This is a genomic window from Devosia nitrariae (assembly GCF_030160115.1).
Lineage (GTDB): Bacteria > Pseudomonadota > Alphaproteobacteria > Rhizobiales > Devosiaceae > Devosia > Devosia nitrariae.
Map to the genome: position 1 here is coordinate 206415 of NZ_BSNS01000007.1, position 24737 is coordinate 231151.

A 24737-nucleotide genomic window follows, 5' to 3' on the forward strand; every position below is an offset into this window, starting at 1 on the left:
GTGGCGGGTGTGGGCGTCACCAGGCGGTGAAGCCGCCGTCGACGACGACGTTCGAGCCGGTCATGTAGGACGAGGCATCCGAGGCGAGGAACCGGATGACGCCGTTGTATTCGTCGATCTCGGCCTGACGCCCCATGGGTACGCGCTCGAGGAACGCATCGACGAACTCCTTGTCGAAGCTCGCGGTCTTGACTCCGCCGAACGAGATGAGGTTGACGCGCACCTTCTTAGGACCCCAATAGGTGGCTAGGTACCGGGTCATGTTGACGAGGCCGGACTTGGAGGCTGCGTAGGAGATCGCCTTGATGAACGGCACGCCGTCGCGCTTCTCGCGATACGCATAGAGCGCCTGATTGGGCGAAACCATGCCGTAGATCGAGCCGACATTGATGATCGAGCCGCGCTCTTCTTCAGCCATCCTGCTGCCGACCACCTGGCTGGTCAGCATTACGCCGGTAAGGTTGGTTTCGATGATCTCGTCCCAGTATTTCTGCGGATAGACTTCGAAGGGCGCATTTTGCTCGGCCGATCCATCGGGCTTGGAATCGATGCCGGCATTGTTGACCAGCACCTGCGGCACGCCCCAGTCGGCAACGAGCTTTTCGGTCGCCGCTTCCAGCGCGTCCTTGTCGGTGACGCTCGCCTCATAGACGCGGATGTTGTCGGTCAGGCCGGGGAACTTCTCGGCAAGCTTGGCATCATCGAACGGGCGGCGGGAGAAGATCGCGACCTTTGCCCCGGCCTCGGCCAGCGATTTGGAGAACTGGGTTCCGAGCTGGCCGAGCCCGCCGGTCACGACGGCAACGCGGCCCTCTACGGAAAACGGATCATACATTTGAAAGTACCCCTAATCTGAACTGGAAGGTCACGACGCGCCGATATCGGCGGTCGATCTGGAACGCGTGCGCAGCACACTGCGGATGAGCGGGATCAGGACGACGGCACAGACGATCACCCCGAGGACCGCGGATACTGGCCGGCCGAAAAAGCCTAGGAGGTTGCCGTCGGCGATCTGCATCGACATGATGAAATTGCGCTCGAGGATGGGGCCGAGAACCAGCCCGAGGATGACCGGCGCGATCGGGAAACGGTTGGACTCCATCAGGTATGCCACAAGGCCTGCCGCCAGCATGACGCCGACATCGAACACCGTGTTGTTGATGGCAAACGACCCGACAACGCAGAACACCAGGATGGTCGGCACGATCAGCCCGCGCGGCACCGCCAGCACATGGCGGGCGCCCTTGATGGCAAAGAACCCGATGGGGATGAGCAGCAGGTTGGCGAGGGCGAAGGTGAGGATAACGGCCGTCAGCATCGTCGGATTGTCGACGAAGAGTTGCGGGCCGGGGTTGAGCCCCTTCATGAACAAGACGCCAATGGCAATGGCCGTCACCGCATCTCCGGGGATACCGAAGACCAGCGCCGGCACCCAGGCGCTCGAAAGGCCGGCATTGTTCGAGGAGCTGGCTTCAATGAGGCCTTCTTCATGGCCCGTGCCGAACTTTTCGGGCGTCTTCGACAAGCGCTTGCTCATGCCATAGGCGATCCAGGCGGCAAGGTCGCCACCGACGCCCGGCAGCGCGCCGATCGCCGCGCCGAGACCCGAGCCACGCACGAAGCTCCAGGGATACGTCCTGAACATGCGGCCGACACCGGCGAACGGGTTGCTCCACAACTTCTGCCGCTCGGGGACCGGCGGCGTCGTCCCCGCCGACGACAGGCCGCGTAGCAGTTCGGCGAAGGCGAACATGCCGATCATGGTCGGAATGAAGCTGACCCCGCCATAGAGGTCGATCACGCCGAAGGTGAAACGGGGCTGGCCGGAGGTGACGTCGAGTCCGACGGTGCTGATCAGCAGCCCGAGGCAGAGCGAGAACAGCCCGCGCGCCGGTGCGTTGGTGCTGACCAGCGCCGAGGTCAGGAGCCCGAGAAGCGCCAGCCAGAAGAACTCGAAGCTGGAGAAATTGAGCGCCGCACGCGCCAGGATCGGTGCGCCGACCAACAGGATGATGGCGCCGACGAGCCCCCCGGCGGCTGAGAACACGATGCCGATGCCCATGGCGAGCTGGGCCTTGCCCTTGAGGTTGAGCGCATAGGCTTCCTCGACATAGGCGGCCGACGCGGGCGTTCCCGGAATGCGCAGGAGGACGCCCGGAATATCACCCGCCGTGATCGCCATGGCGGTCGTTGCAACGATCGCCGCGATCGCCGGCACCGGATCCATGTAAACGGTCAGCGGGATCAGCAGCGCTGTGGCCATGGTGGCGCTGAGCCCGGGGATGGCCCCGATGAAGAGGCCGTAGATGGTGGCCAATAGAACGACGACGAGCACCTGGGGCTGCAACACCAGGCTAAGAGCGGGGATCAGGACGTCGAGACCCATCGCACTATCCTAGAAACGTCAGCGGGCCGGCCGGCAGCGGCACATAGAGCAGCCGCTTGAAGACCAGATAGGCACAGAGGACGACGACCACCGCCACCGGCAACGCCGCGATCGGGCGTGCGCCCATCAGCAGCATCAGCGGCAGCGCATAGATCAGCCCGAACAGCGGAAACCCGATCCACGGCATGACGGCGATGCCGACGATGACGCCGAGGATCGCCCAGGCCGCGCAGACGAGCCCGCGGGTCTGACCGCGCCACACCGAGACATCGATCAGCGGTCCTGCCCCCGCGCTGCGTACGCCCCCGAGAAAGACGGCAAGACCGCAGGCCACCATGACCAGCCCGATGAGCGTCGGCATCAGCGACGGACCGAAGGTGGTCCCGGGAACGGACGGGATCGTCTGGGCCTGCTGGATGATGAAAAGGGCAAGGAGCGCCAGCCCGACACCGAGAATGCGGTCGTCAATGCGCATGGCGCTCCTCCTTTTTGCCTATTACCTATTGCTGCGCGAGACCGACCGCCTGCATGGCCTCGACCAGGGCATCGCGCGAGCGCATCACCGTCTGCGTGAACGTCTCCGCATCCTGGTAGGCAACCGAGAACCCACGCGATTCCATCATGGTGATGAAGTCCTCGTCCTCAGTGATCTCCGCCAAGGCCTCAGACACCTTGGTCACCACTTCCTCAGGCAGTTCGGCGGGACCGGCCATGCCGCGGAAGGGCAGCGGCGACCACTCGACACCAAGCGCCTCGCCAGCCGTCGGGATGTCGGGATAGAGCGAGCTGCGTTCATCCGCCATCACCACCAGGGTCTTGGCTTCGCCGGCATCGACCAGCGACTGCGCCTCGGCAGGCGAGGTCGAGACGATGGAGATGGCGTTGGCGGCAAGCTGCTGCATGGCCGGAGCCGAACCGTCCGAAGCAACCCAGGGGCTGGCTTCCGGATCGACACCGAGCGTGTTGAGCAGGCCCGCCCAGGCGAGGTGCGAGAGGCCGCCACGGTTGGCGCCTGAAGCCTTCAGCGCACCCGGATTGGCACTGACCGCCTTGATCAGGTCCTCGGCCGTCGCATAGGGCGCATCGGCGCGCACGTTGATACCGATCGGATCGGCATTGAAGCGCCCGAGCAGGGTGAAGTTCTCCGGAGCCGCGCCCGGCAGGCCCTGGGCCTCGAACATCGTCGTCTCGATGGTGATGACGCCGAGCGTGTAGCCGTCGGGTGCCGAGTTGGCGATGGTGATGTGCCCAACAAGCCCGCCGCCGCCGGTGCGGTTGACGACGTTGAACGGCTGGCCGAACCGCTCCTCGAGCTCCTGGGCGACGGCGCGCGCCGTCGCATCGGTGCCGCCGCCGGCGGACCAGGGGACGATGATGGTGACGGCCCGCTCGGGCCACTCCGCCAGCGCCTGCCCCGTCAGGGCAAGCGATCCACCAACCAACAGTGAAGCTGCGAGCGCTGCTTTGAAAACCTTCATATCTTGTCCTCCCACGCTGCCGGATGCTGGCGAGTGCAGCGTATTGGCTGTGATCGGCGAGCCAGCTTTAGCTCCACCTCTCATGTCATAAGTCATATGTCAACACTTGACCGCCGTGCTTGACACAACTTATGACATGACTAGTTTTGCCGCAGGCGTTCGCATGAGGGAATCTTGATGACCGCGCATACCGGAACGCCCCCCGCCAGAGACAAGCTGCACTCGGCCGTCGCCAGCGTGGTGGAGGGCAAGATCCTCAGCGGTGAACTGGCGATTGGCGACAGGCTCCCCTCGGAGAGCGAGCTGGCGCGAGAATTCGGTGTCTCGACGCGCTCGGTACGCGAGGCCATCCAGATCCTTGAGACCAAGGGCCTGGTTCGGCGGCGGCACGGCGAGCGCACTACCGTGGTGCGTGACGATGTCGGCGAGTTCATGGGGACGCTGGCGACGACCGTCCGGCAATTGCTCACCGCCAATCCGCGCTACCTGACGGAACTGATGGTGGTGCGCCGGATGATCGAAAGCGACGTGCTCGACCTCCTGACATCAGGCGAGACCCACGATCTGACCAAAGTGGAAACCGCACTCGCCGACATGCGCGCGGCCGGCGACAACAAGGACTTCGGCAGCTTTACCGCCGCCGACGCCGCCTTCCACCGTGCCCTCGTCGATGCGGCGGGCAACACCATCCTCTCGGTCTTCTACGACAATCTCTATGGCTTGGTGACCGAGGTCATCCGTGTCACCTCGAGCGTGCCGACCAAATCCTACGAGGCCGCCTACAACGAGCACCTCGACATCTACAACAGGATCAAGGCGGGCGACGCCGACGGCGCCAAGTCCCTGATGCGCGCCCACATCGACAACAGCGCCGAGTACCTGCGCGTTGCCATCGAGCAATCCGCATCGGCCGACCGGTCTGCGTCGGATCCCTAGGACAGGCCCAGCTCGACGTGACGAACCTGTCGCGAGGCCGTGGACAGCCACGAGACTACTTGCCGGCCTTCAGCGTCTCGATGATCTTCTCGACCCGCCGCGCCTTGGTCTCGGCAGCCTTCGCGCCCTCGACCGCCAGGACATGCTGGCGTTGGCGGCTGTAGCTCAGCTTCTCGAAAGCACTCTTGGCCGCCTCATCCCCGGCCAGTGCGGCGGCCAGTTCGGCAGGCACCACGACAGTGCGCGGCGCGGTATCGAGCGCCAGCTCGACGGAGATCCTGTCGCCGCCCTTGAGCCCCGACTTCTCGCGGTGCTCGGCGCTGACACCGACCATATATTCTCCGCCCATCACGGCAACCGTGTTGCGATAGGTGTAGGTCCCGTTGAGCGTGACAGTGACCTTGGGGCGCTTGCCCCACCCCAGCGCCTCGACCACCTCGGCCGGGATCACGATTCCGGTGGTGTTGGCGCCGGTCTGAAGCAGAACAGTATCGAACTTCGGCATGATGACCTCCGGCAGGCAAAGCCTGGCTGCTGAACGTGAGCTTCACCGATCGGGATGGACCTCGCGGCGGAACTTGAGGCACAGGGCCGAGATCCAGGCCCAGGCGACGACCACTGCGATGGCGAAGGCGACGTTGAACAGAGGATTGCCGCCGCCCGATGCGATGCCGGCGAACGCGCCAAGGAAGATCACACCGGTGGCGACCGAGTAGATCCCCCAGCCACGCTCGTCCTGGTTAAAGAAGCGGCGCGCAAAGACGAAGCACCCGGCGATGAATGACAGGAAACCGACCGCGCCGGCCACGAAATGGAGGATGCCCGTGGTACTGATCTCCATGGCGTCCGCCGGGGTTCCCGGCGGAAAACCCAGCATCGGATCGGCGGGAAAGATAGCGGCGGCCACGAGCCCGAAACCGTAGAGGCCAAGCAGGATCGGTCCTGACGTTCCGGCGCGGCCGGGATGGATCAGCCGACGGATGCCGATGGCCCCGAGGATCGTCAGGATGCCGGTCACGGTAAAGTTCATGACCTGTATCCAGCCGAGATCGCCATTGCTCATGATGCTGAGCGGGTGGCGCGTGATGTCGAAGGTCGGGCGGATCGCCATCTGAAAGAGCCCGAGCGCGACATAGAGCGGCCCGGCGACGACGCCCGCCATCAGGAGGTTGCGTGTGAGGGAAGTCTTGCCAGCGGTCATCTTGTCCTCGAGTGTCATGGCGGTCCGGCCGCATCGGACGGCGTCCGGTTCTGCGTTCACGACGAAGCAGGACGGGTGGAGTCGACACGGCACGGTAAATGCAAACCGCCAGAGCGGATGCTACTTCCCTTTGCGGCGGTGCCCCGCTGACCGCCGCTCGAGGTCCGACGCGTCCCTGGCGGGAAGGGGCGGCGCGCCTATGGCGCCGAAGACCCCGACGGCTAGCGATGCTCTTGAGTGTTAAACGAGGAGGTGCATAGCTTCACCGCATGGTTGTTCAACGGTCGTATGGCGCTCATGGATCTCAATAGCCTGGCCCTCTTCGTGCGGGTGGTCGACAGTCAGGGTTTCTCGGCCGCTGCACGGGCGACTGGCCTCGCCAAGTCGAGCGTCAGCGACCGGATCGCCGCGCTCGAGAAGGAGGTCGGCGCCAGCCTCCTGCGGCGCAACTCGAGGAGCTTCAGCGTCACCGAGCTCGGGAGGCAGGTCTATGCTCATGCCCGCGCCATACTGGATGAAGCCGAAGAGCTGGATGTACTGCTGAAGAGCCGTCTGGCTGAACCGGGCGGCACCATCAGGATCAGCAGTTCGTCGACCACCTATACCTCGGGCCTTGTGGAGGTGCTCTGCGGCTTTGCCACCGAGTTCGCCGATGTCGACTTTCAACTGCACGCCAGCAACGGCAGCGTCGATCTGGTGGATGATGGTTTTGATCTGGCAGTACGTGCGCACATACAGCAGCTCCCGGATTCGAGCCTGATCCAGAAGCGGCTCGGCTTCTCGCCCCGCTGGCTGGTCGCGTCGGCAGCCTACCTGGAGCGCATGACGCTGCCTGTCGTGCCGGCCGACCTTGCGGCCCATGCCGGGCTGGTGATGAGCGCCATGGCCGACGCACCGGAGTTGCTGTTGCGAAACGACGCCGGCAGCGAGTGCCGGGTGCGCATGTCGTCCCGCATCGCCGCCGACGACGCCCAATCGCTGAAAGCCGCAGCAGCGAGCGGACTAGGGATCGCGGCCCTGCCGGCCGGGTTGTGCAGGACGGCGCTGGCGGAGGGAAATCTGGTTCGGGTGCTGCCGGACTGGCATGCCGGCGGAGCCGAAATCAGCATGCTCGTGCCGTCCCGGCGGGGCCAGGTGCCTTCCGTACGCGCGCTCGCTCTCTATATCGCCCGCCACCTCCCGCAGGCGATGCGCCTCACGGCTCTGCGCCCGCTGTCATAGGTACATCGCGCCCTGGCAGCTGCCATGGCCACACGTCGCTCTGCTGACGTTCGCACTGCCGGACGCTGCGTCCGCCGCGGCATGGTTGTTCCGGACACGCCGTCGAGCCTATTCCAGTCCGGCGTCCTGAAGCTCCACAGGAACGCTGGCCAGGATCTTGAGGCGATGCCGCGTGGAGGACCGGAAATCCTCGCGGGTACGAACGGCCGCAAGCCTTCAGCGGCCGAAAAGTTTTCGTGGGTTGTCGAAAGCCGATCCAGCGGTTCGTCGATACAGTGAAGCGGGGCACCCTCCCCGCTGGAACCTATCTGAAGGAGATCGGCAATGACCACTGAGGATGCTCCGCGAGCCGGCCGGCGCGAATGGATCGGCCTCGCCGTCATCGCGCTGCCGTGCATGCTCTATTCGATGGACCTGACCGTCCTCAACCTGGCCGTGCCGTCGCTGACGGCCGATCTCAAGCCCACGGCCGCACAATTGCTGTGGATCGTGGACATCTACGGGTTCTTCGTGGCCGGAGCGCTGCTCACCATGGGGACGCTCGGCGACCGCATCGGCCGCCGTAAGCTCCTGCTGATAGGGGCGGCGTGCTTTGGCGCTGCCTCGATTTTCGCGGCCTTCGCACAGAGCGCCGCCATGCTGATCCTCGCCCGCGCCCTGCTCGGCATAGCCGGCGCGACGCTGGCACCCTCGACGCTTTCGCTGATCACCAACATGTTCCCCAACGATCGCGAACGCACCTTTGCCATCAGCGTCTGGGTGGCCAGCTTTTCCGTCGGCGGCGCACTGGGCCCGGTGATCGGCGGGGCGCTCCTCGCCTGGTTCTGGTGGGGTTCGGTCTTCCTCATCGCCGTGCCGGTGATGGTCCTGCTTCTGGTGCTGGCCCCCAGGCTGCTGCCCGAGTACAAGGATCCCAATCCCGGCCGGCTCGACCTGCTGAGCGCAGCCATGTCGGTGGTCGCCGTGCTTGCGATCATCTACGGCATCAAGCAGGTCGCCGAAGGTGGCGATGGCTGGGCAGCGGCCGCAACCATCGCCTTCGGCCTCGTGGTCGGCGCGGTGTTCGTGCGCCGCAAGGCCACCCTCGAGCAGCCGTTGCTCGATCTGAGCCTCTTCGGCCGACCGATGTTCAGCGCGGCACTCGCCATCAACGTCTTCGGCTTCTTTGCCGCCTTCGGGGCCCTCCTCTTCATAGCCCAGTATCTGCAGCTGGTGCTCGGGTTGACGCCGTTCGAGGCGGGGCTCTGGACCTTGCCGTCCGGCCTCGGCTTCGTCGCCGGCTCGCTGCTGACCTCGGTGCTGCTCGGCCTGATGCGGCCCGCCTACGTGCTCGGGCTTGGCCTTTCAGTGGCTGCGGCGGGCTACTTCCTCCTCACCCAGCTCGACGGCCCGAACGGCTTCGCGCTGCTGATCACCGGCTTCGTCATGTTGTCGCTGGGGACTGCGCCGTGCGCGGCGGTGGCGGCGGACCTGGTGATGAGCGCCGCACCGCCCGACCGCGCCGGGGCCGCCTCCGGGCTCAACGAGACCAGCTCTGAATTCGGTGGTGCGCTGGGCATCGCGCTTCTCGGAAGCCTGGTGACAGTGCTCTATCGCGCGGGGCTCGGCGCGAGCCTGCCGGCGGACATGTCGCCCGATCTGGCAGCGACGGCGCTGCGCGGTATCGGCCCGGCAGCAGCGATCGCCGAGGCGATGCCCGGACCGTCGGGCGCGGCACTTCTCGAAGCTGCGCGCGACGCCTTCACCCAAGCCATGCAGATCACCGCCTCCGTCAGCGGCGCGGTGGTGCTGGCGGCGGCGGTAACCGCCATCGTGATGTTCCGCAAGCAGCGCCCGGCCGTGGCGCCGGTCTGATCCGCTGTTCGCTCTGCCGGACGCTGCGTCCGCCGCGGCGCGATTGCCGGGCGAAGCCGTCACGCCTATTCCAGATCCACCGGGCAAAAACGGGAGGATCACGATGGCCAGCAATGTTCAATCCCTTGCGGGACGAAACGTCGTCGTTGCCGGCGGCACCGGAAATGTCGGCTCCTTCATCGTCGGCTCGCTGCTTGCCGCCGGCGCGCAGGTGGCGGTCCCTTCGCGGTCAGAGGAGAAGCTTGCGGCACTCCGGGGGCACGTCGAGAGCCGGGCCGAGGGCGGCGGGATGGACCGGCTCTCGACGCACCAGGGCAACATCGGCGACCCGGTGTGGGGGCGGGAGCTCCTGCGCGAACTCGCCAGTCGCCACGGCCGCATCGACGGTGCCGTCGCCTCGCTCGGGCGCTTCCAAGACGCTCCGTCATTGCTGAAAGCCGATCCGCAAAAGCTCAGGCAGGTGCTCGATGATTACCTGCTGGCCCATTTCGACGCCGCGAGGCTGTTCCTGCCGGCATTGCTCGAGAACGGCGGCGGCCACTACCTGCTTATCAACGGCCCGCTGGCGGTGACACCATGGAAAGGCGCTGGCCTCGTCTCGATCGCCACCGCCGCCCAGCAGATGCTGTTCAAGAGCCTTTGCCTGGAGCTGGAAGGCAAGGACATCGCCATCTTCGAGCTCATGCACCGAGCTTTCGTGCGGGACCATGCGACGGTCCCGGGAAGCGGACTTCCCGCCGAGGCCGTGGGCGACTATGCCGCCTACCTCATGGGCGACGCTGCCCGGCATCTCAGCGGCAGCACACTGGAACTCGCCTCCCTCGAACCCCTCTATGCAGCAGGGCTGGGACCTGGCGCGGCCGCCGCGACACCCTAGAACAACGGAAAATCCATGACCCAAGCCCGCACGCTCATCCTTCCCATCCTGCTGATCTGCACCATTGTCGCCATTGGATACGTGATGCTGGGGCCCATTCCGGCAGCGGTCTTCGCTGTGGCTTTCGGGGGCGGCCTCATCCTCTACATGGCCACCGCCTGGCGGACCCCCTTCGACTCTCGCAAGGTCATCGTTCCCTACCTGCTGACGGTCATGCTGTTCCTCGTCCACACCTATGAGGAGTATCTGACCGACTTCGAGGTCCTGGTGTCCACCTTGGCCGGCCGCACCGTGCCGGAAGCGGACCTGCTCTTCGTCATCGCCTGGCTTGCACCCTTCATCTGGGTCGGGGGTGCGATCGCGCTGATCAAGCAGTGGGCGGTCGGCTACTATTTTCTCTGCGCCTTCTTCATTGCCATGACCATCGCCGAACTGGCCCATTTCGTCTTCCCCTTCGTGATCGACGGCACGTTCCACTACGAGTCCGGGATGTACACGGCGGCACTGCCGCTGGTGCCGGCCTATTACGGCCTCTACGTCATGATGAAGGAAATCGGGCGGATCCGCTCGGAACGTCAGCCGCCGAACGCGCTCGCGTCGACGACCCCCGGGAGCGCAGCATGATGGCCTTCCCCTCAGCACGGGCAATACGAGCCTGGATCGCCACCATCGCCGTCCTCTGGCCCCTGCCGGCCCTCGGGCACCCGCACGTCGCGTCCGAGGTCGGCGCTAAATCCTACCTGCTGGCCACCGCGATAACCGCGATGCTCCTGCTCGCCGTACTCCTGCTGCCCCGGATGCTCAGGCTGCTGAGGTTACTCGGCAGGCTCCGGTGACAACACTGGATCAGTAACGCCCCATCGTCGAGGATGTGCCACCGCCGGGCAGGCTCAGTTCCGGTAGGCTTCGAGTTTGATCAACGGGACGAGTCGGCTTCCGCCGCATGCTCGGGTGCCCCCGCCAGCAGCGAGGCTTCGGGCGACTGGATGAGCTGCAGGTACCGGTCGAACTGCACCAGCACGTCGGCAATGACCTGGTCCTGCGTCATGCCCATCAGGTCGTAACCGCGGCTGCCGTCGCTGAAGAACGTGCGCGCCTCGAAACGCAGGTCCGCCTGGGCCGCTTCGAGCGCCGAGAATGCCGGCAGGCGATGAGCGGTCAGTTGCACGCCATATAAGAAATCGCGCACGCCGCTGGCCGGTATCGTGAGCGCGACGGAATGTTCGCCGCCGCCGTCCGAAACGGTCGCGGCGCGGCCACGCTCCTCCATTTCCCTGGCCACATTCTGGAGAGCCGGTGTTACCACGTCGGCGATATAGCCGATGACCTGCTTTTCGCCCGGAGCGTTGAGGATCAGCCCGAGCCGGCGTTGCCAGGTCAGTCCGGCGGCGGGATGGGCCGAGGGGGTGCTTGCTCCCTGCCCGACCCGTTGCTGCGCCAGATCGGACTTCATCCCGGTGAACAGGGACCAGATCAGCACCAGCATGATCAGCGAGAAGGGAAGCGCCGTGGCGATCGTGGCCGACTGCAGCGCGGCCAAGCCTCCGGCAACGAGCAGCACAGCGGCGATCAGCCCCTCCAGCACGCACCAGAACACCCGCTGGAGCGCGGTCGTTTGCGTTTCCCCGCCCGCCGCGATGGTATCGACGACAAGGGAGCCGGAATCCGAGGAGGTGATGAAGAATATCGCGACCAGAAGCACGGCCAGTGACGAGGTGAGCGCCGGCAGAGGCAGATATTGGAAGAACTGGAACAGGGCCACCGAAAGGTCTTCGGAAACGGCGACCGCCAAAGCCCCGTTGGCGACCGTCGTGTCGATATGGATGGCGGTGTTGCCAAACACAGTCATCCAGAGGAACGTGAACCCTGCCGGGATGAAGAGCACGGCCACGACGAATTCCCGCACCGTCCTGCCACGCGAGATCCGGGCGATGAACATGCCGACGAACGGCGACCAGGAGATCCACCAGGCCCAGTAGAAAAGGGTCCACGCGTCGATCCAGGGACGCGGCTCATAGGCGTAGATGTTGAAGGTGCGCAGCACGATGGTATCGAGATAAAAGCCGATGTTCTGCACCAGGTCGCGCAGGAGCAGGGCCGTCGGGCCGGCCACCAGCACGAAGAGCATGAGCAGGAGGGCGACCCCGAGGTTGAGTTCGCTGAGGCGTCTTATGCCCTTGTCGACACCGGTGACGACCGAGATCGTGGCGACGGCGGTGATGATTGTGATCAGCACGATCTGGACGAGCGTGTTGTTGGGAACCTCGAGCAGATAGCTGAGGCCGGCATTGATCTGCAGCACGCCGAAACCAAGCGACGTGGCGATGCCGAACAGCGTTCCGCAGATGGCAAAGATATCGACCGCGTGGCCGATCGGCCCGTTGATCCGCTCCTTGAGCAGCGGGTAAAGGCCCGAGCGCACCGTGAGCGGCAGGTTGTAGCGATAGCCGAAATAGGCGAGCGAGAGTCCCACCACCGCATAGATCGCCCAGGCATGAAAGCCCCAGTGAAAGAAGGTGACGCTCAGCGCCTGGCGCTGCGCGGCAATGGAGAGAGGCTCGGCCTCGGGAGGGGCGGCAAAATGAGTCATCGGCTCGCCCACGGCGAAGTACATGAGCCCGATCCCCATGCCCGCGGCAAAGAGCATGGCCACCCAGGACACGTAGCGGAAGTCTGGAGTGGCGTCGTCGGGTCCGAGCTTGAGATTGCCGAAACGGCTTGCGGCAATGAGGATGACCGAACCGAGGAAAATCGCCACCGACAGCAGGTACCACCAGCCGAAGGCGCCCAGCACCCAGCCCTGCATGGCGCCGAAGATGGCCTCTGCCTGTCCGGGGAACACGACGCCAACAGCAACGAAAAGCCCGATGATCGCAACGGAGCCGAAGAAGACTGGCGGGTTGATCACGAAACGGGACATCCGGTCACCAAAACTGTCAGCCCCAACGCTGTCCTCGGTTGGGAGAACCGCGAAGGGCGCCTCTGGTTTCATGCCTGACGGTAATCAGCCTGCTCGTGCTCCCGCTGACGCCACAGCCGTGGCAAAGAGGCGCCAAACGCCAGACTTCACGGCGAAGCGGTCGAACGTCGCAATCTTATCCGACCGAAATTGCCGACACCCATGACCACGCCACCAAGGATCGCGATGGCGGCCGCCGCCCACAAGACCTGCCGGTAATCGGAGCCGGCGCTGAGGGTTCCGAAGAGAGCCGCTCCGCCGAGCGTTGCGAGAATGGCGATGACGTCCATCAGCGAACTCGAGAGCCCGATGCGCCCCTTGATGGTGTCCTGGACATAGCTGATGTTGATCGAGAGCAGTGCCGATGCCGCCACGCCGTTGACCACCTGCAGGATCAGGACATCCATGACGGTGGCCGCGCGCAGCACCAGAAGGATGTAGACGCCCAGCAACGCGGCGGAAAAGGCGATGATCGCGACCTTGGAGAAGTAACGGCCGACCGCATACCCCCATAGGAGCATGAAAGGTATCTCCGTCAGCGCCGCCGTGCCCGCATAGAGCCCCACGTCGCTGATGCTGCCGCCCAGATCGTTGACGATCATCAGGGGCATGGCCAGTTGGACCAGCCGCATGGCGATCATCACGATGAGGATCGCGAGGAGACCGCACAATGTGCCAGCGTCCAACGTTCGCCCTTGCGTCGGTCCGGCAGCGGATTTGGGCGCGGGGCGCGCTACGCGGGTCGCCGGGTTGCGCATCATCAGGATGAAGATCGTGCCGATGGCGAGGTAGGCGAGGCACGTGATCAGATAGACATCGAACACCGACGTCAGCGCGGCGATGATGCCCGCGGCTGGAGGCACGACCACCCATGAAGCCGAAAAGATGGTCCGCATCACCGAGACCATCATATCCGCCCTGCCCGGCGCCCGCTCGCTGTAGAAGGCGCGCACGAACGAAAAGCTCTGCGAGAAGATGGCGACCGCAAGGGGAATGATGAATACCGTCGCGATCGAAAAGCTCATCTGGTTGCGGAAGAGATAAATAAGCCCGTAGCCGATGACACCCGCAAGGGACGACACCAGGACCAGGATGCGCCGGTCCGGCACGCGATCCGAGACGTAGCCGATCAGCAGCGAGGTCACCGCTCCCACCGCCGCGCCGGCCGACACCAGCGCCGCATAGGTCGCGTTGGACATCCCGAGCTTCTCGATGCCCACGATCGCCGCATAGGGCAGAGTGGTCGCGAAGGTCACGCCCGAGAGGAACATGCTCGTGCCGAGCATCAGCGACAGCGGCGGTATCCTGGTGGCCATTGTTCCCCTCCCGGCATTGCCGGAGGATAAGGAAGGCCTCGTCCTCAGCTATCGCCACCTGGACTCGGGTACCTGAGTCCATCGACTGTCCGCAATGCGCCGACATCGCGGATCTAGTCGCGGTTTGATGTCTTCGGGCCTCTGAACGGGCTGATCGTTCTGAATGGGCTTGGCATTGCGGAGAAGGAAGCCGCCGGATACCCACTGGCGCTTCGCAAGCGCGGGCATAATGCCGACGACCGGATTAGGCCGGCATCTGTCCAGGCTGTTGCCGACCCGAGGGCGCGATCCGGGAAGCCAGACGTCCAACACAACCTGGTCGAGTACGCTGAAAAAGGCAGGATTTGCTGCTAGGCTAGCTCGTCTCGAACTCCTCTGTCGCCGGAGGGAGGTGGATGGAAGGCGCTGACGAGCAAAATGCGGACGGATCGGGATCTGCCCTGCACGCCGAGCTGTCGATAGGTCGCGATTGCTTTGGGCGTCATGACTGGGCTGACGCATTTGCCGTGTTTTCGCGAATCGACCGGGAGGCGCCACTTTCCGCTGAAGATCTGGAGCGGCTGGCGATATCCGCGTACCTGACCAATCGAGACGAAGACGCCCTGCGCGCCTTCGACCGCGCCCATCGCGCATACGTCGAGGCCAACGATTGCACGCGGGCCGTGCGCACGGCGTTCTGGCTCGGTTTCCGCCTTGCCAGCAGAGGACAAACAGGTCCGGCGAGCGGATGGTTCTCCCGGGCAAAGCGCCTGTTGCAGCGTCACGGGAAAGACTGCGTCGAACGGGGCTATTTGATGATACCGGTCATCGAGGAGAAGCTTGCCGAGGGTGACTTCGACTCAGCTCTGCACGAAGCAAAAAATGCCGCCGATATCGGTGAGCGGTTTCAGGATGCTGATCTGCTTTCGGTCGCGCTGCATCTCCAGGGGCGCGCACTTCTCCGCAAAGGTTCAGTGGCGGCGGGTCTCGCCCTTCTCGACGAAGCTATGGTCGCAGTCATCGAGGATGAGCTGTCGCCACTCATGACGGGCCTGATCTATTGCAGCGTCATCGAAGCCTGCCACGATATCTACGCCTTTGACCGAGCGCGGGAGTGGACATCCGCCCTTGCCGCCTGGTGCAGCAAACAGCCGCAGATCGTTGCATTCACCGGCACCTGCCTGGTCCATCGCGCGGAGATCATGCAGCTTGCCGGCGCCTGGGGCGATGCAATTGCGGAAGCCGGCCGAGCCTGCGAGCGTTTCCTTGATGGTTTCGATCCGCAACCTCCGGCAACGGCGTTTTATCAAAGGGCCGAGATGCATCGCCTCAGGGGCGAGCTGGACGCGGCGGAGGAGGATTATCGCCGCGCCAGCCGGTTTGGCCACGAACCGCAGCCGGGACTGGCCCTGCTGCGTCTGGCGCAGGGGCGCAAGGACGCGGCAATCGCAGCAATACGACGAGTGATAGGCACCACAAAGGATCGGCTGCACAGGGCGCGCCTTCTTCCGGCGTATGTCGAGACTGCAATCTCCGTGGGAGAACTCGGCGAGGCCAAACAAGCATGTGGGGAACTGGAAGAGATCGCAGCAGCTTTCAAATCTACAGTGCTGAGTGCCATGGCCAACCAAGCCCGGGGAGCTCTCGCTCTTGCCAATAGAGACGCCGGCGCGGCTCTCGTCACGCTGCGCCCTGCATTCGAGGTGTGGAATGCAATCGACGCACCATATGAGGCTGCCCGCATCCGCATCCAGATCGGACTTGCCTGCCGCGCGCAAGGTGACGGCGACGGTGCCGACTTTGAATTCGCGGCCGCAAAAGCCGGGTTCGATAGACTGGGCGCCTATCCGGACCTCCGCCGCGTCGAGGACCTTATGGCGAGGCCGCGTGCGGGATTGCACGGCCTGAGTCAGCGCGAGTTGCAGGTTTTGCGGCTAATTGCTACCGGCAAGACAAACAAGGCCATCGCCGATGAGCTTTTCCTGAGCGAACGCACAATCGAGCGGCATGTGAGCAATATCTTTACAAAACTCGACCTGTCATCGCGCGCGGCAGCCACTGCATGGGCCTACGGGCACCACCTCGTCTGAACTCCGTTATACGTGGAAACACCCATTGCGCGTTCGCTGCAATTTCCGCGCTTTCCCCGAAGCATGCGGCCACGGTCGGCTCTAGCCTGCCTCCAGACCATCGAAGGAATGGAGGAGGTCATGAACAAGGCTCGAAGAGTTGAAACCACGAAAGAACAATCCGGACCGGTGATTGGTGCCGAGGAGGCGCGGCTGCGGCTGTTGACAGATCTTCCCGTTGCCGAGCGGCGCGTGCAACTGGCAGGCATTTCGACCAACGTGTTCGAGGGCGGCATCGGGCCGCCGTTCGTCCTTCTGCATGGCCCGGGCGAATACGCCGCCAAATGGTTTCGAGTGATCCCCGAGCTCATCAAGACCCACCGGGTCATAGCACCCGACCTTCCGGGTCATGGGAAATCCAACGCGATCGACGGGACCGTCGATACGGACCGCGTACTCGCCTGGCTGGGCGAACTGATCGAGCAGACCTGTCAGAGCCCTGCTGTATTGGTGGGCCAGGTTCTAGGGGGCGCCATCGCCGCGCGCTATGCGGCCGCGGGAGGCGCGGGTCTGCGCTGTCTCGTGCTCTCGGATGCGCTGGGGCTTACGCCCTTCCAGCCTGCGCCGGAGTTCGGGGAGGCACTCATGACGTTCGCGACAGAGCCGAGCGAGGAGAATCACGATCGGCTCTGGCAACGCTGCGCCTTCGATCTGGACAGGCTTCGCACGGACCTGGGCACCACGTGGGACAATTTCAAAGCCTACAATCTGGATCGCGCCCGGACGGCCCCTCTGAAACCCACCCAACACGGCCTGATGGAGCAGTTCGGCATTCCAGAGATTGCGCCGGACGATCTCGCTCGTATCGAGGTGCCGACTGTATTGATCTGGGGGCGACATGATCTCGCAACCTCGCTGAACGTGGCGGAGAGGGCAAGCGCTCGCCATGGCTGGCCGCTATACGTCATCGAAGACGCCGCGGACGATCCCGCAATCGAGCAGCCTGCTGCATTCGTCGAAGCGCTGCGGGAGGCCATCAGCAGGTATGGTGAACCCGCCGCATCCGACATACCGCCGCATACGCGCGAGGCGTGGGATCACATTGCGCCCGGCTATGACAGGACCAACACTGAAACCCAGATGCAGCTTGCCGGTGAGGCGCTGCTGCGGGCCGAACTACAGTCGGGGATGCGGTTCCTCGACGTTGCTTGCGGCAGTGGCGCCCTTGCCATCCCCGCCGCGAGGCTTGGCGCAGAAGTGGTCGCTGTCGACCAGTCGCCGGTGATGCTCCAGCTGCTGCAGGATCGCGCACGAAAGGATGCACTTGCGATCGACACAAGCGTCATGGACGGCCACGCCCTGCAATTCGAAGCCGAAAGCTTTGACATCGCCGGGTCGCAGTTCGGTGTGATGCTATTTCCCGACATGCCCGCAGGCATTCGCGAGATGGCCCGTGTCGTCAAGCCGGGGGGAACCGTTCTGGTCATCACCTATGGCGACCCGCACGAAGTCGACTTCCTGCGCTTTCTGGTAGGCGCGGTTCAGTCGGTGCGGCCCGGGTTCGAAGGCCCGTCCGTGGCCCCCCCGCCATTGCCGTTCCAGTTGAGCGACCCCGAGCGGCTGCGCGCTGAATTGGAAGCCGCCGGTCTCAAGAAGATCCGTGTCGAGACGACCACCGAGCGGACAGCATTCAGTTCAGGAGAGGAACTCTGGAACTGGATCATTTGGAGCAATCCGATTGTGGAGGAGGTGCTCGGCGAGCTCGGCCTGACCAAATCCGAGCGCGATACGGTTCGCGGCGTGCTGGACGAAATGGTGCAGGAGCAGACAGACGATAGCGGCCGAGCCTATCTCACCAACCCGGTCAATATCGGTATCGGTAAAAAATGAGACGGTGGTCCGGGTTACAAGAGAGGCGGTCGCAGCCGCCTCCCCCGAACTCCTCGCCCATATTTTGTCGCAACAGGATATTCCGCCCTCGCACAGCGTCATGGTCGGGGACCGCCGATATGACATCTCCAGGGCCCATGCGGTGGGAATACGCGGCCTTGGCGTGCACTGGGATTATGGCGCAAGAGACGAACTCGAGACTGCCGGCGCAGATCAGCTGGCGGAAGCGACTGCAGACCTCGCCCGCACGGTTCGTTCGATGGTCAGCGGAGAGCTATCTGCGAGCTAGAGGCTGGTTCTGGGCGCGAGCCTGAGGCGTCCCAGCCGCTCAGGATCCTGCGATCTCGTTCCCCAGGCGGACCGTTTCCTCAACGAGCAGAAAGAGATCGTCGCGGTGTGTGCGGTGATTGGTTATGGCGACCCGCAGGCAATGCTCGCCATGCACCGTCGTATCCGAAATTGCCGCTGTCCCCTCTTCCTGCAGCCGCAGCATGATTTCCGTATTGATGGCCTTTAGCGCCTCGGCCTCCACCCCCTTCGCACGATACCGGAAACAGACGATGTTGATCGTTGTGGGGGCCGCGAGCTCCAGAAGGGGCTCGGCCTCGATAAGGGTGGTGAGGTACCGCGCCTGAGCGATGTTCTGGTCGATGAGGCGGCCGAACTTTTCGGCGCCATGCTCCTTGAGCGCCATCCAGACCTTCAGCGCCCGGAAGCCGCGTGTGGTCTGCAACCCGTACTCGTGCAGCCACGCTGCCGCGGCGAGGCCGCGCGATGTCGCCTCCAGATATTCGGACGTCACCGCAAAAGCCGCATGATGGGCAGAGGGGTCGCGGATGAGGGCGCAGCCGACTTCGAAAGGCGCATGCAGCCATTTATGCGGATCGAGCGCCAGGGAATCGGCGCGCCCGATGCCGTCAACGCGCAAGGCGTTTTCGGGGGCGATGGCGATCAGCGCGCCTATGCAGCCGTCGACATGGAACCAGATATCCTCTTCAGCTGCCAGATCACCGATCGCTGAGAGATCATCGATCGCACCAGTGTTCACTGTGCCTGCGTTGGCAATAATACAGGCAGGCAGAAAGCCAGCGGCGCGGTCTTGCGCAATCGCTGCAGCAAGAGCGGCGACGTCCATTCGAAACCCGGCATCACTCGGGATGCGCCGCAGGGCCCGGTTGCCCAGCCCCAACTCTTCAAGTGCCTTGCGGTGGCAGCTGTGGACCTGATCCGAGGCATAGAAGCGCAACGGCTTGTCGATCGCCGCGACGCCATGCTCGCGCACGTCCACGCCAGCCTTTACGTTGCGCGCCACCGTCAGCCCGATGAGGTTGGCCATGGAGCCGCCGCTGACCAGCGTGCCGCTGGCCGAAGCCGGAAACCCCACCATTTCCTTCAACCAGTTGACCACCTGAGCGTCCAGCAGGGCGGCGGCATGATTGCCGCCGCCGAGGTTGGATCCCTGGATCGCCGCCAGGAAATCGGCCAGCGCACCGGTAAAGTTGCTGGATCCCATGTACCACGACCAGAAACGCGGATGGATGTTGCCCATCGGATAGGACATCACGTTCTCCGTGACTTGCCTGTAGACCTCGCCGAGCGGCGCCGGCGAGCGAGGCAAGGCGGTATCGAAGAACGTCCTTACCTCAGCCGGCATATCCCGCCACACGGGGCGCTCGCGCACATCGCGCAGAAAGCCGATCGCGTCGTCGACGATGCGGTGGGAAAGTGCCCCGAGTACGGCCCAATCGGTCGGGTCGAGCGTTTCTTCACCGGTCGCAGCCCCTGGGCGATGCAACGCGTCCATCTCATGCTCCATTCAAAGGGCATCGTCACGCGACGAACTGGTAGCCGGGCGTCGAGCGCGAAAGAGCGGTCTCCTCCTCGTCCATCTCGGCTTCGATCGTCTCGAAGAGCGGCGTGGTGATGTAGCGTTCGCCGGTGTCGGGAAGCATGGCGAGGATCACCGATCCGGCGGGTGCGCGTTCGGCGACCTGACGCGCCACGGCGAAGGTCGAGCCGCCGGAAACGCCGGTGAATATGCCTTCCTTTTGCGCCAGTGCTTTCGCCCACTTGATCCCTTCGGGGCCTGCAACCGGCATCACCTCGTCATAGAAGCGGGAGTCGACAGCCTCCTGCAGCACGTAGGGAACGAAATCCGGGGTCCAGCCCTGGATGGGGTGCGGCTCGAAGGCGGGATGGCTGGCTGCCGGAGAGTGGTCGCTTGCACGTTCCTGGGCCTGGCCGCTGCCAATGAGTTGTGCATTGGCGGGTTCGCAGAGCACGATCCGGGTCTCCGGCCGCTCCCGGCGCAAGACCCGCCCGACGCCGGCAACCGTGCCGCCCGTCCCGTAGCCGGTCACGAACCAGTCGAGCCGCGAACCGGCGAAATCGTTGATGATCTCGCGGGCCGTCGTCGCCTCATGGATGTCCGCATTTGCCGCGGTCTCGAACTGGCGGGCGAGGAACCAGCCATTGGCCTCGGCGAGTTCCACCGCTTTCCTGTACATGCCGAAGCCCTTCTGCGCGCGCGGCGTCAGGACGACCTTGGCCCCGAGCATGCGCATCAGCTTGCGGCGCTCGACCGAGAAGCTGTCGGCCATGGTCACGACCAGAGGGTAGCCCTTCTGAGCGCACACCATGGCGAGCCCGATCCCGGTATTGCCGCTGGTCGCCTCGACGACCGTCTGGCCCGGCTTCAATGTTCCGCTGCGCTCGGCCTCCTCGATGATATTGAGCGCCAGCCGGTCCTTGACCGAGGACATCGGGTTGAAGAACTCGGCTTTCACGTAGATCGTCGCGTGATCCACCCCGAGATTGTTGATCCGGATCGTCGGGGTGTCCCCGACGGTCTCCAGAATGCTTTCGAAGAGGCGCCCTCGACCGGCCGTCGTTCTGATTGCTGCTTTGTCCAACATGGTTGGTCTCCCTCATCCATTAAATGGCATCGCGCTCCAGGGCCGCCGGATACCCGGCGGCCCTGAGACTTCATTGTGCGCGCGGATCGTCCATCGGGTCCACATATTCGACGCCGAACGGACCGATGCCGTTGAGCTGGACGATCGTCTCTTCCTGCGTCCAGGCGTAGTGCGCCTCGCCGACGGGGATCCGCACGAAGCTTCCCGCTGCCAGCAGAGGTGCCGCAGCCCGGTCGTGCGTTTCTCCTGTCGCCATGCCGAAGCCGCCGGAAAGAACGGTGACATGCTCCTCCTGGGGGTGCCGGTGGGGCGGTATTTCATAGCCGGCAGGAAACTTCAGCCGGATGACGAACGGGCCGGGCTCGGCGGGACTGCCCATCAACACGGCGATCTCAGCGCCGGCCGGCAAGGTCGGCGGACCCGGGTTGAAGACGACATTATCCACGGGGATGGCGGTATGGTGCTCGCTGTCATGTGCAAGGGCGGGAAAGGCAAAGGTGACGAAAAGCACGCCGACAGCGGCCGTGGCCGCTATGCTCGCCCGTTTGATGCTGTATGCACGTTTCATCGTCGTTCTCCATCTGATGACGAACCTGTCTCACCAAGGAGGCCAGCCGTTCGTCTGCTAGCCGTCCGCTGCCACCAAGGATCTGTGAGGCCTGGCAGGCCCGATCAAAGATGCAGCGCGGTGATTTCGGTGATAGAACACCTGACCGTGGTGCGCCGTGGGAGGCGGCGTGGGAATGATCATGGAATCCGCGCCGGACGTTGACGTCGGCACACCCGGCATCCGGATTCGGATGCTTGGGGCGCTATCCGTTTGGCGGAACGGCACCATCCTGCAGCTTCCGGCGTCGCGTAAGCTGCGCGCGCTCCTGGCATATCTGGCGCTCGCCCCGCATCCAGTCGGACGCAGCCGCCTCTGTGATATTTTCTGGGATGTTCCCAACGACCCCCGCGGTGAACTGCGCTGGTGTCTCAGCAAGTTGCGAAACGCACTCGATGAGCCGGGCCACCAGCGCATCGAGACCTCGAACGATCTGGTTTCGCTCGATCTCGATGGTTGCCTCGTGGATGTTCTCGAGATTGCGGCCGCAGTCGAGCACGGCATCGAGAAGCTTGGGACGGACCGCCTGCTGGCGCTGTCGAAACTGTTCGTCGGCGATTTCCTCGAAGGGCTTGAGGTCGACCGCAGTCCTCAATTCGACAGCTGGCTCATTGCCCAGAGGCGCCGCTTCAGCGCCTGCGACGCGGCGGTGCTGGAGCACCTCATCGCACGCCTCTCGCCGGAGTCTGATGAAGCATTTCCGTTCCTGGAGAGATGGGTCGAAGTTGCCCCGTTCGATACGCGCGCTCACGCAAAGCTCCTGCGTGCTTTGGCGGCACGCGGGCGTATCCATGAGGGTGACGAGCATCTCGCGACCACCGCCCGGATGTTCGCGGCCGAGGATCTGGATACCGATCCTCTTCGCAAAGTCTGGGCGGAGATCAGAAGCAGCTCGGCGAGCGCACTGCACGGCACGCAAATGGCTGCAGCGGAGCCGGCCGGCGGTCTGGCGAGCTTGCCGGAAGACGTTTCCCTTGCACCCCATCGCGCTTCCCTGGCAGTGATGCCATTCCTCGACGGGGGGAACAGCGACACCCAGAGGCGTCCGCTGGCAGATGGTCTGACCAGTGACATCATCACCAAGCTCGCAAAGCTGCGAAGCCTGTTCATCATCGCACGCGGCTCCGTCTTTGCGCTCGCCGAGCGCAGTATCGGGCCGGAGGATGCCGCGCGCAGATTGAACGTCGACTATGTCGCCAGCGGCACCGTGCTGCACCAGGCGGGTCGCATCGTGGTCACCGTCGAGTTGGTCGAGGCGCGCACGGCCAGGATCGTGTGGACGGAAGCGTTCGATCATAAGCCCGACGATGCCTTCATGGTGCTTGACGAGATCTGCAACAGGATCGTCTCGTCGATCGCCAGCGAGATCGAGACGGCTGAAAGGAACCGCGCGATCCTGAAGCCCCCCAACTCACTCGACGCCTGGGAGGCCTATCACCGCGGCCTCTGGCACAGCTATCGGTTCACCAGGCCCGACAACGAGCTGGCGCAGCACTTCTTCCAGATGTCGGCGCGGCTGGATCCGACATTTTCGCGAGCGCATGCAGGCATCTCGTTCACCCATTGGCAGAATGCCTTCCAGCAATGGGCGGATCGCGATCGCGAGGCCGCACTGGCCTTCGAGGCTGCAGGGCGCAGCCTCATTGTCGACGACCACGATCCGGCCGCGCATTGGGCCATGGGCCGCGCTCTTTGGCTGAACGGGCGTCAGGATGAATCCCTTGGCGAGCTGGAGGCGGCGGTGGACCTCAGTCCGAACTTTGCGCTCGGCCACTACGCGCTCTCCTTCGTCCATTCACAATCGGGCAATCCGCAAGCCGCGATCGGCTCGTCCGACCATTCGCGTCATCTCAGCCCCTTCGATCCGCTCCTGTTCGGAATGCTGGGCGCCCGGGCGATGGCACATGTGCGCCTCGGCCAGTTCGAGGAAGCCGCGGAGTGGGCGCTGAAGGCCGCGGCCCGTCCCAACGCGCATGCTGTCATTCTCGCGATCGCCGCCCATTGCCTGGCCTTGGCCGGACGTGTCGATGAGGGCAAAGCCTTCGCTGCGATCATTCGCAGCACGCGTCCAGACTACCGCGTCGACGACTTCCTCGCCACGTTCCGGTTCGCCGACGATGCCGCTGCTCTGTTCCGTCAAGCCGGCAGGCGCCTCGGATTGGATTAGCTCGCGAGCGCGCTTGACCTGCGTCCAAGCCGCGTTTGGTCTGCGGCTGGGGAACCAACCAGCACTGATGAGGATTGCCAGGGCATCCGCAAGATCATCTATTTGTCGAGGCGAAGGATGACCGAGGGCACGCTGGCGCAGGCCACGGGGCTCTTCCGGGAGCATGGCGTGTCACCTGGGCTCCGTACGGCCTTCTCGGCCGTCTGGATTCACGACCTGCCTGGCGTGACGCCGCCGATCGTTGTGATGCCCGACGCAACGATCGACATCGAGTGGATCGGCGGAAAGCTGCGGGTGGCCGGTCCGGATGCCGAACCTCAGGTGGAAATGATCCAGGGAGGCGGAACCGTCGTCGGCCTTCGTTTCAGCCCCGCCGCAGCGGCCAGGTGGCTTGGCGTGCCGGCCGGCGAGCTTCTCGGCATGCGGGTGTCCCTGGATGATCTTTGGGGACGCCGCGCCCGCGACCTCGAACGCAGTATCCGTCTCGATGCAGTTGGCAAACCCGACATAGCCGCACTGCTGAGGCTGGTCGTCAGCAGCCGGCCCGCCATCGACGTCGACCCAGCGATGCGGGCCGCCTTCGAGCTCATCGACAATAGTCCGCCGCCGGACGCGCCGCTCGTTCCCTGGCTGACGCGCGCCTTGGCAATGAGCGAGCGCACGCTGCGGCGAAGGTTTGACGAGACGTTCGGCTATGGACCGCGAACCCTCGCCCGTATCCTGCGCTACCAGCGCTACCTCCGGTTGACGCGAGGCGGCGGCTCCACGGCCATGTTGGCCGCCGAGGCCGGCTATGCCGACCAGGCACACCTCGTGCGCGAGAGCCGCCGCCTGACCATGCACACGCCGCAATCCCTGTTGACCCTGCTCGGCCGCACCTGA

Annotated in this window: 22 protein-coding genes; 11 read left to right on the top strand and 11 right to left on the bottom strand. The window is 64.4% G+C overall.

Features of this window, described 5'->3' with window-relative positions; genetic code table 11:
* Positions 1–16 precede the first annotated feature (16 nt).
* From QQK18_RS06230 to QQK18_RS06245, 4 genes are read right to left on the bottom strand one after another with little or no spacing between them, the layout of a single operon-like run.
* Entirely contained in the window at positions 17–835 is an 819-nt protein-coding gene (locus tag QQK18_RS06230; protein WP_284339441.1) for an SDR family oxidoreductase, read from the bottom strand.
* Positions 836–865: 30 nt separating this feature from the next.
* The gene (locus QQK18_RS06235) at positions 866–2386 is read right to left on the bottom strand and encodes a tripartite tricarboxylate transporter permease (RefSeq protein ID WP_284339442.1); all 1521 of its coding nucleotides are present in this window, start codon (positions 2384–2386) and stop codon (positions 866–868) included.
* Positions 2387–2390: 4 nt separating this feature from the next.
* Positions 2391–2861 (bottom strand): tripartite tricarboxylate transporter TctB family protein, encoded by a 471-nt coding sequence (locus tag QQK18_RS06240; protein ID WP_284339443.1) that lies wholly within the window; start codon positions 2859–2861, stop codon positions 2391–2393.
* Between the two features lie 25 nt (positions 2862–2886).
* Positions 2887–3864, bottom strand: a complete 978-nt coding sequence (locus QQK18_RS06245) for a tripartite tricarboxylate transporter substrate binding protein (RefSeq protein ID WP_284339444.1) — start codon at positions 3862–3864, stop codon at positions 2887–2889.
* A 177-nt stretch (positions 3865–4041) separates the two neighbouring features.
* Here QQK18_RS06245 and QQK18_RS06250 point away from each other — a divergent pair, with 177 nt between their 5' ends.
* The gene (locus QQK18_RS06250; RefSeq protein ID WP_284339445.1) at positions 4042–4800 is read left to right on the top strand and encodes a FadR/GntR family transcriptional regulator; all 759 of its coding nucleotides are present in this window, start codon (positions 4042–4044) and stop codon (positions 4798–4800) included.
* A 55-nt stretch (positions 4801–4855) separates the two neighbouring features.
* Here the strand turns inward: QQK18_RS06250 and QQK18_RS06255 are convergent, their stop codons facing one another.
* Positions 4856–5305 (bottom strand): YdeI/OmpD-associated family protein, encoded by a 450-nt coding sequence (locus tag QQK18_RS06255; RefSeq protein WP_284339446.1) that lies wholly within the window; start codon positions 5303–5305, stop codon positions 4856–4858.
* A gap of 42 nt (positions 5306–5347) precedes the next feature.
* Positions 5348–6001, bottom strand: coding sequence for a DUF998 domain-containing protein (locus QQK18_RS06260; RefSeq protein WP_284339447.1), 654 nt, complete (start codon positions 5999–6001; stop codon positions 5348–5350).
* Positions 6002–6238: 237 nt separating this feature from the next.
* On the opposite strand from QQK18_RS06260, the gene QQK18_RS06265 reads away from it, so the two are divergent.
* The 5 genes from QQK18_RS06265 to QQK18_RS06285 all read left to right on the top strand — a co-directional run bounded on the left by QQK18_RS06265 (position 6239) and on the right by QQK18_RS06285 (position 10789).
* Positions 6239–7222 carry a LysR substrate-binding domain-containing protein gene (locus QQK18_RS06265; RefSeq protein ID WP_284339448.1) on the top strand — a complete coding sequence of 328 codons (984 nt, stop codon included), beginning with the start codon at positions 6239–6241 and terminating at the stop codon, positions 7220–7222.
* Positions 7223–7546: 324 nt separating this feature from the next.
* Complete coding sequence (locus QQK18_RS06270) at positions 7547–9076, top strand: MFS transporter (protein WP_284339449.1); 1530 nt, start codon at positions 7547–7549, stop codon at positions 9074–9076.
* A gap of 103 nt (positions 9077–9179) precedes the next feature.
* On the top strand, positions 9180–9953 hold the full coding sequence (locus tag QQK18_RS06275; protein ID WP_284339450.1) for an SDR family NAD(P)-dependent oxidoreductase: 774 nt from the start codon (positions 9180–9182) through the stop codon (positions 9951–9953).
* A 15-nt stretch (positions 9954–9968) separates the two neighbouring features.
* Entirely contained in the window at positions 9969–10577 is a 609-nt protein-coding gene (locus QQK18_RS06280; protein ID WP_284339451.1) for a hypothetical protein, read from the top strand.
* A complete protein-coding gene (locus QQK18_RS06285; RefSeq protein ID WP_284339452.1) occupies positions 10574–10789 on the top strand; it encodes a hypothetical protein in 216 nt (71 codons plus the stop codon). Before QQK18_RS06280 ends, QQK18_RS06285 begins: the two co-directional genes overlap by 4 nt.
* Positions 10790–10869: 80 nt before the next feature.
* On the opposite strand, the gene QQK18_RS06290 is transcribed toward QQK18_RS06285, so the two are convergent.
* Positions 10870–12873 carry a BCCT family transporter gene (locus QQK18_RS06290; protein ID WP_284339453.1) on the bottom strand — a complete coding sequence of 668 codons (2004 nt, stop codon included), beginning with the start codon at positions 12871–12873 and terminating at the stop codon, positions 10870–10872.
* A gap of 146 nt (positions 12874–13019) precedes the next feature.
* Positions 13020–14228 carry an MFS transporter gene (locus QQK18_RS06295; RefSeq protein WP_284339454.1) on the bottom strand — a complete coding sequence of 403 codons (1209 nt, stop codon included), beginning with the start codon at positions 14226–14228 and terminating at the stop codon, positions 13020–13022.
* Between the two features lie 395 nt (positions 14229–14623).
* Here QQK18_RS06295 and QQK18_RS06300 point away from each other — a divergent pair, with 395 nt between their 5' ends.
* The 3 genes from QQK18_RS06300 (at position 14624) to QQK18_RS06310 (ending at position 18455) form a co-directional block, all read left to right on the top strand.
* Positions 14624–16297, top strand: a complete 1674-nt coding sequence (locus tag QQK18_RS06300) for a LuxR family transcriptional regulator (protein ID WP_284339455.1) — start codon at positions 14624–14626, stop codon at positions 16295–16297.
* 120 nt (positions 16298–16417) lie between these two features.
* The gene (locus QQK18_RS06305; RefSeq protein WP_284339456.1) at positions 16418–18166 is read left to right on the top strand and encodes an alpha/beta fold hydrolase; all 1749 of its coding nucleotides are present in this window, start codon (positions 16418–16420) and stop codon (positions 18164–18166) included.
* A gap of 4 nt (positions 18167–18170) precedes the next feature.
* Positions 18171–18455 carry an HAD hydrolase-like protein gene (locus QQK18_RS06310; RefSeq protein WP_348523209.1) on the top strand — a complete coding sequence of 95 codons (285 nt, stop codon included), beginning with the start codon at positions 18171–18173 and terminating at the stop codon, positions 18453–18455.
* 39 nt (positions 18456–18494) lie between these two features.
* Here QQK18_RS06310 and QQK18_RS06315 read toward each other — a convergent pair whose 3' ends face one another.
* From QQK18_RS06315 to QQK18_RS06325, 3 genes are all read right to left on the bottom strand, one after another.
* Complete coding sequence (locus QQK18_RS06315; RefSeq protein WP_284339457.1) at positions 18495–19970, bottom strand: pyridoxal phosphate-dependent decarboxylase family protein; 1476 nt, start codon at positions 19968–19970, stop codon at positions 18495–18497.
* Between the two features lie 25 nt (positions 19971–19995).
* The gene (locus tag QQK18_RS06320) at positions 19996–21081 is read right to left on the bottom strand and encodes a PLP-dependent cysteine synthase family protein (protein WP_284339458.1); all 1086 of its coding nucleotides are present in this window, start codon (positions 21079–21081) and stop codon (positions 19996–19998) included.
* 70 nt (positions 21082–21151) lie between these two features.
* On the bottom strand, positions 21152–21649 hold the full coding sequence (locus QQK18_RS06325; protein ID WP_284339459.1) for a cupin domain-containing protein: 498 nt from the start codon (positions 21647–21649) through the stop codon (positions 21152–21154).
* Between the two features lie 175 nt (positions 21650–21824).
* On the opposite strand from QQK18_RS06325, the gene QQK18_RS06330 reads away from it, so the two are divergent.
* Together QQK18_RS06330 and QQK18_RS06335 are read left to right on the top strand one after the other, a co-directional pair.
* Positions 21825–23855: a BTAD domain-containing putative transcriptional regulator gene (locus QQK18_RS06330; RefSeq protein WP_431307852.1), complete on the top strand. Its 2031-nt coding sequence runs from the start codon at positions 21825–21827 to the stop codon at positions 23853–23855.
* Positions 23856–23972: 117 nt separating this feature from the next.
* Positions 23973–24737 (top strand): AraC family transcriptional regulator, encoded by a 765-nt coding sequence (locus QQK18_RS06335; RefSeq protein ID WP_284339460.1) that lies wholly within the window; start codon positions 23973–23975, stop codon positions 24735–24737.

Excerpts from the sequence above, each read along its gene's own strand:
- QQK18_RS06280 (WP_284339451.1), top strand. The coding sequence starts at position 9,969 with ATGACCCAAGCCCGCACGCTCATCCTTCCCATCCTGCTGATCTGCACC.
- QQK18_RS06330 (WP_431307852.1), top strand. The coding sequence starts at position 21,825 with ATGATCATGGAATCCGCGCCGGACGTTGACGTCGGCACACCCGGCATC.
- QQK18_RS06235 (WP_284339442.1), bottom strand. The coding sequence starts at position 2,386 with ATGGGTCTCGACGTCCTGATCCCCGCTCTTAGCCTGGTGTTGCAGCCC.
- QQK18_RS06320 (WP_284339458.1), bottom strand. The coding sequence starts at position 21,081 with ATGTTGGACAAAGCAGCAATCAGAACGACGGCCGGTCGAGGGCGCCTC.
- QQK18_RS06270 (WP_284339449.1), top strand. The coding sequence starts at position 7,547 with ATGACCACTGAGGATGCTCCGCGAGCCGGCCGGCGCGAATGGATCGGC.
- QQK18_RS06275 (WP_284339450.1), top strand. The coding sequence starts at position 9,180 with ATGGCCAGCAATGTTCAATCCCTTGCGGGACGAAACGTCGTCGTTGCC.
- QQK18_RS06335 (WP_284339460.1), top strand. The coding sequence starts at position 23,973 with ATGACCGAGGGCACGCTGGCGCAGGCCACGGGGCTCTTCCGGGAGCAT.
- QQK18_RS06230 (WP_284339441.1), bottom strand. The coding sequence starts at position 835 with ATGTATGATCCGTTTTCCGTAGAGGGCCGCGTTGCCGTCGTGACCGGC.
- QQK18_RS06240 (WP_284339443.1), bottom strand. The coding sequence starts at position 2,861 with ATGCGCATTGACGACCGCATTCTCGGTGTCGGGCTGGCGCTCCTTGCC.
- QQK18_RS06300 (WP_284339455.1), top strand. The coding sequence starts at position 14,624 with ATGGAAGGCGCTGACGAGCAAAATGCGGACGGATCGGGATCTGCCCTG.
- QQK18_RS06305 (WP_284339456.1), top strand. The coding sequence starts at position 16,418 with ATGAACAAGGCTCGAAGAGTTGAAACCACGAAAGAACAATCCGGACCG.
- QQK18_RS06285 (WP_284339452.1), top strand. The coding sequence starts at position 10,574 with ATGATGGCCTTCCCCTCAGCACGGGCAATACGAGCCTGGATCGCCACC.
- QQK18_RS06315 (WP_284339457.1), bottom strand. The coding sequence starts at position 19,970 with ATGGACGCGTTGCATCGCCCAGGGGCTGCGACCGGTGAAGAAACGCTC.
- QQK18_RS06290 (WP_284339453.1), bottom strand. The coding sequence starts at position 12,873 with ATGTCCCGTTTCGTGATCAACCCGCCAGTCTTCTTCGGCTCCGTTGCG.
- QQK18_RS06255 (WP_284339446.1), bottom strand. The coding sequence starts at position 5,305 with ATGCCGAAGTTCGATACTGTTCTGCTTCAGACCGGCGCCAACACCACC.
- QQK18_RS06325 (WP_284339459.1), bottom strand. The coding sequence starts at position 21,649 with ATGAAACGTGCATACAGCATCAAACGGGCGAGCATAGCGGCCACGGCC.
- QQK18_RS06295 (WP_284339454.1), bottom strand. The coding sequence starts at position 14,228 with ATGGCCACCAGGATACCGCCGCTGTCGCTGATGCTCGGCACGAGCATG.
- QQK18_RS06245 (WP_284339444.1), bottom strand. The coding sequence starts at position 3,864 with ATGAAGGTTTTCAAAGCAGCGCTCGCAGCTTCACTGTTGGTTGGTGGA.
- QQK18_RS06250 (WP_284339445.1), top strand. The coding sequence starts at position 4,042 with ATGACCGCGCATACCGGAACGCCCCCCGCCAGAGACAAGCTGCACTCG.
- QQK18_RS06260 (WP_284339447.1), bottom strand. The coding sequence starts at position 6,001 with ATGACCGCTGGCAAGACTTCCCTCACACGCAACCTCCTGATGGCGGGC.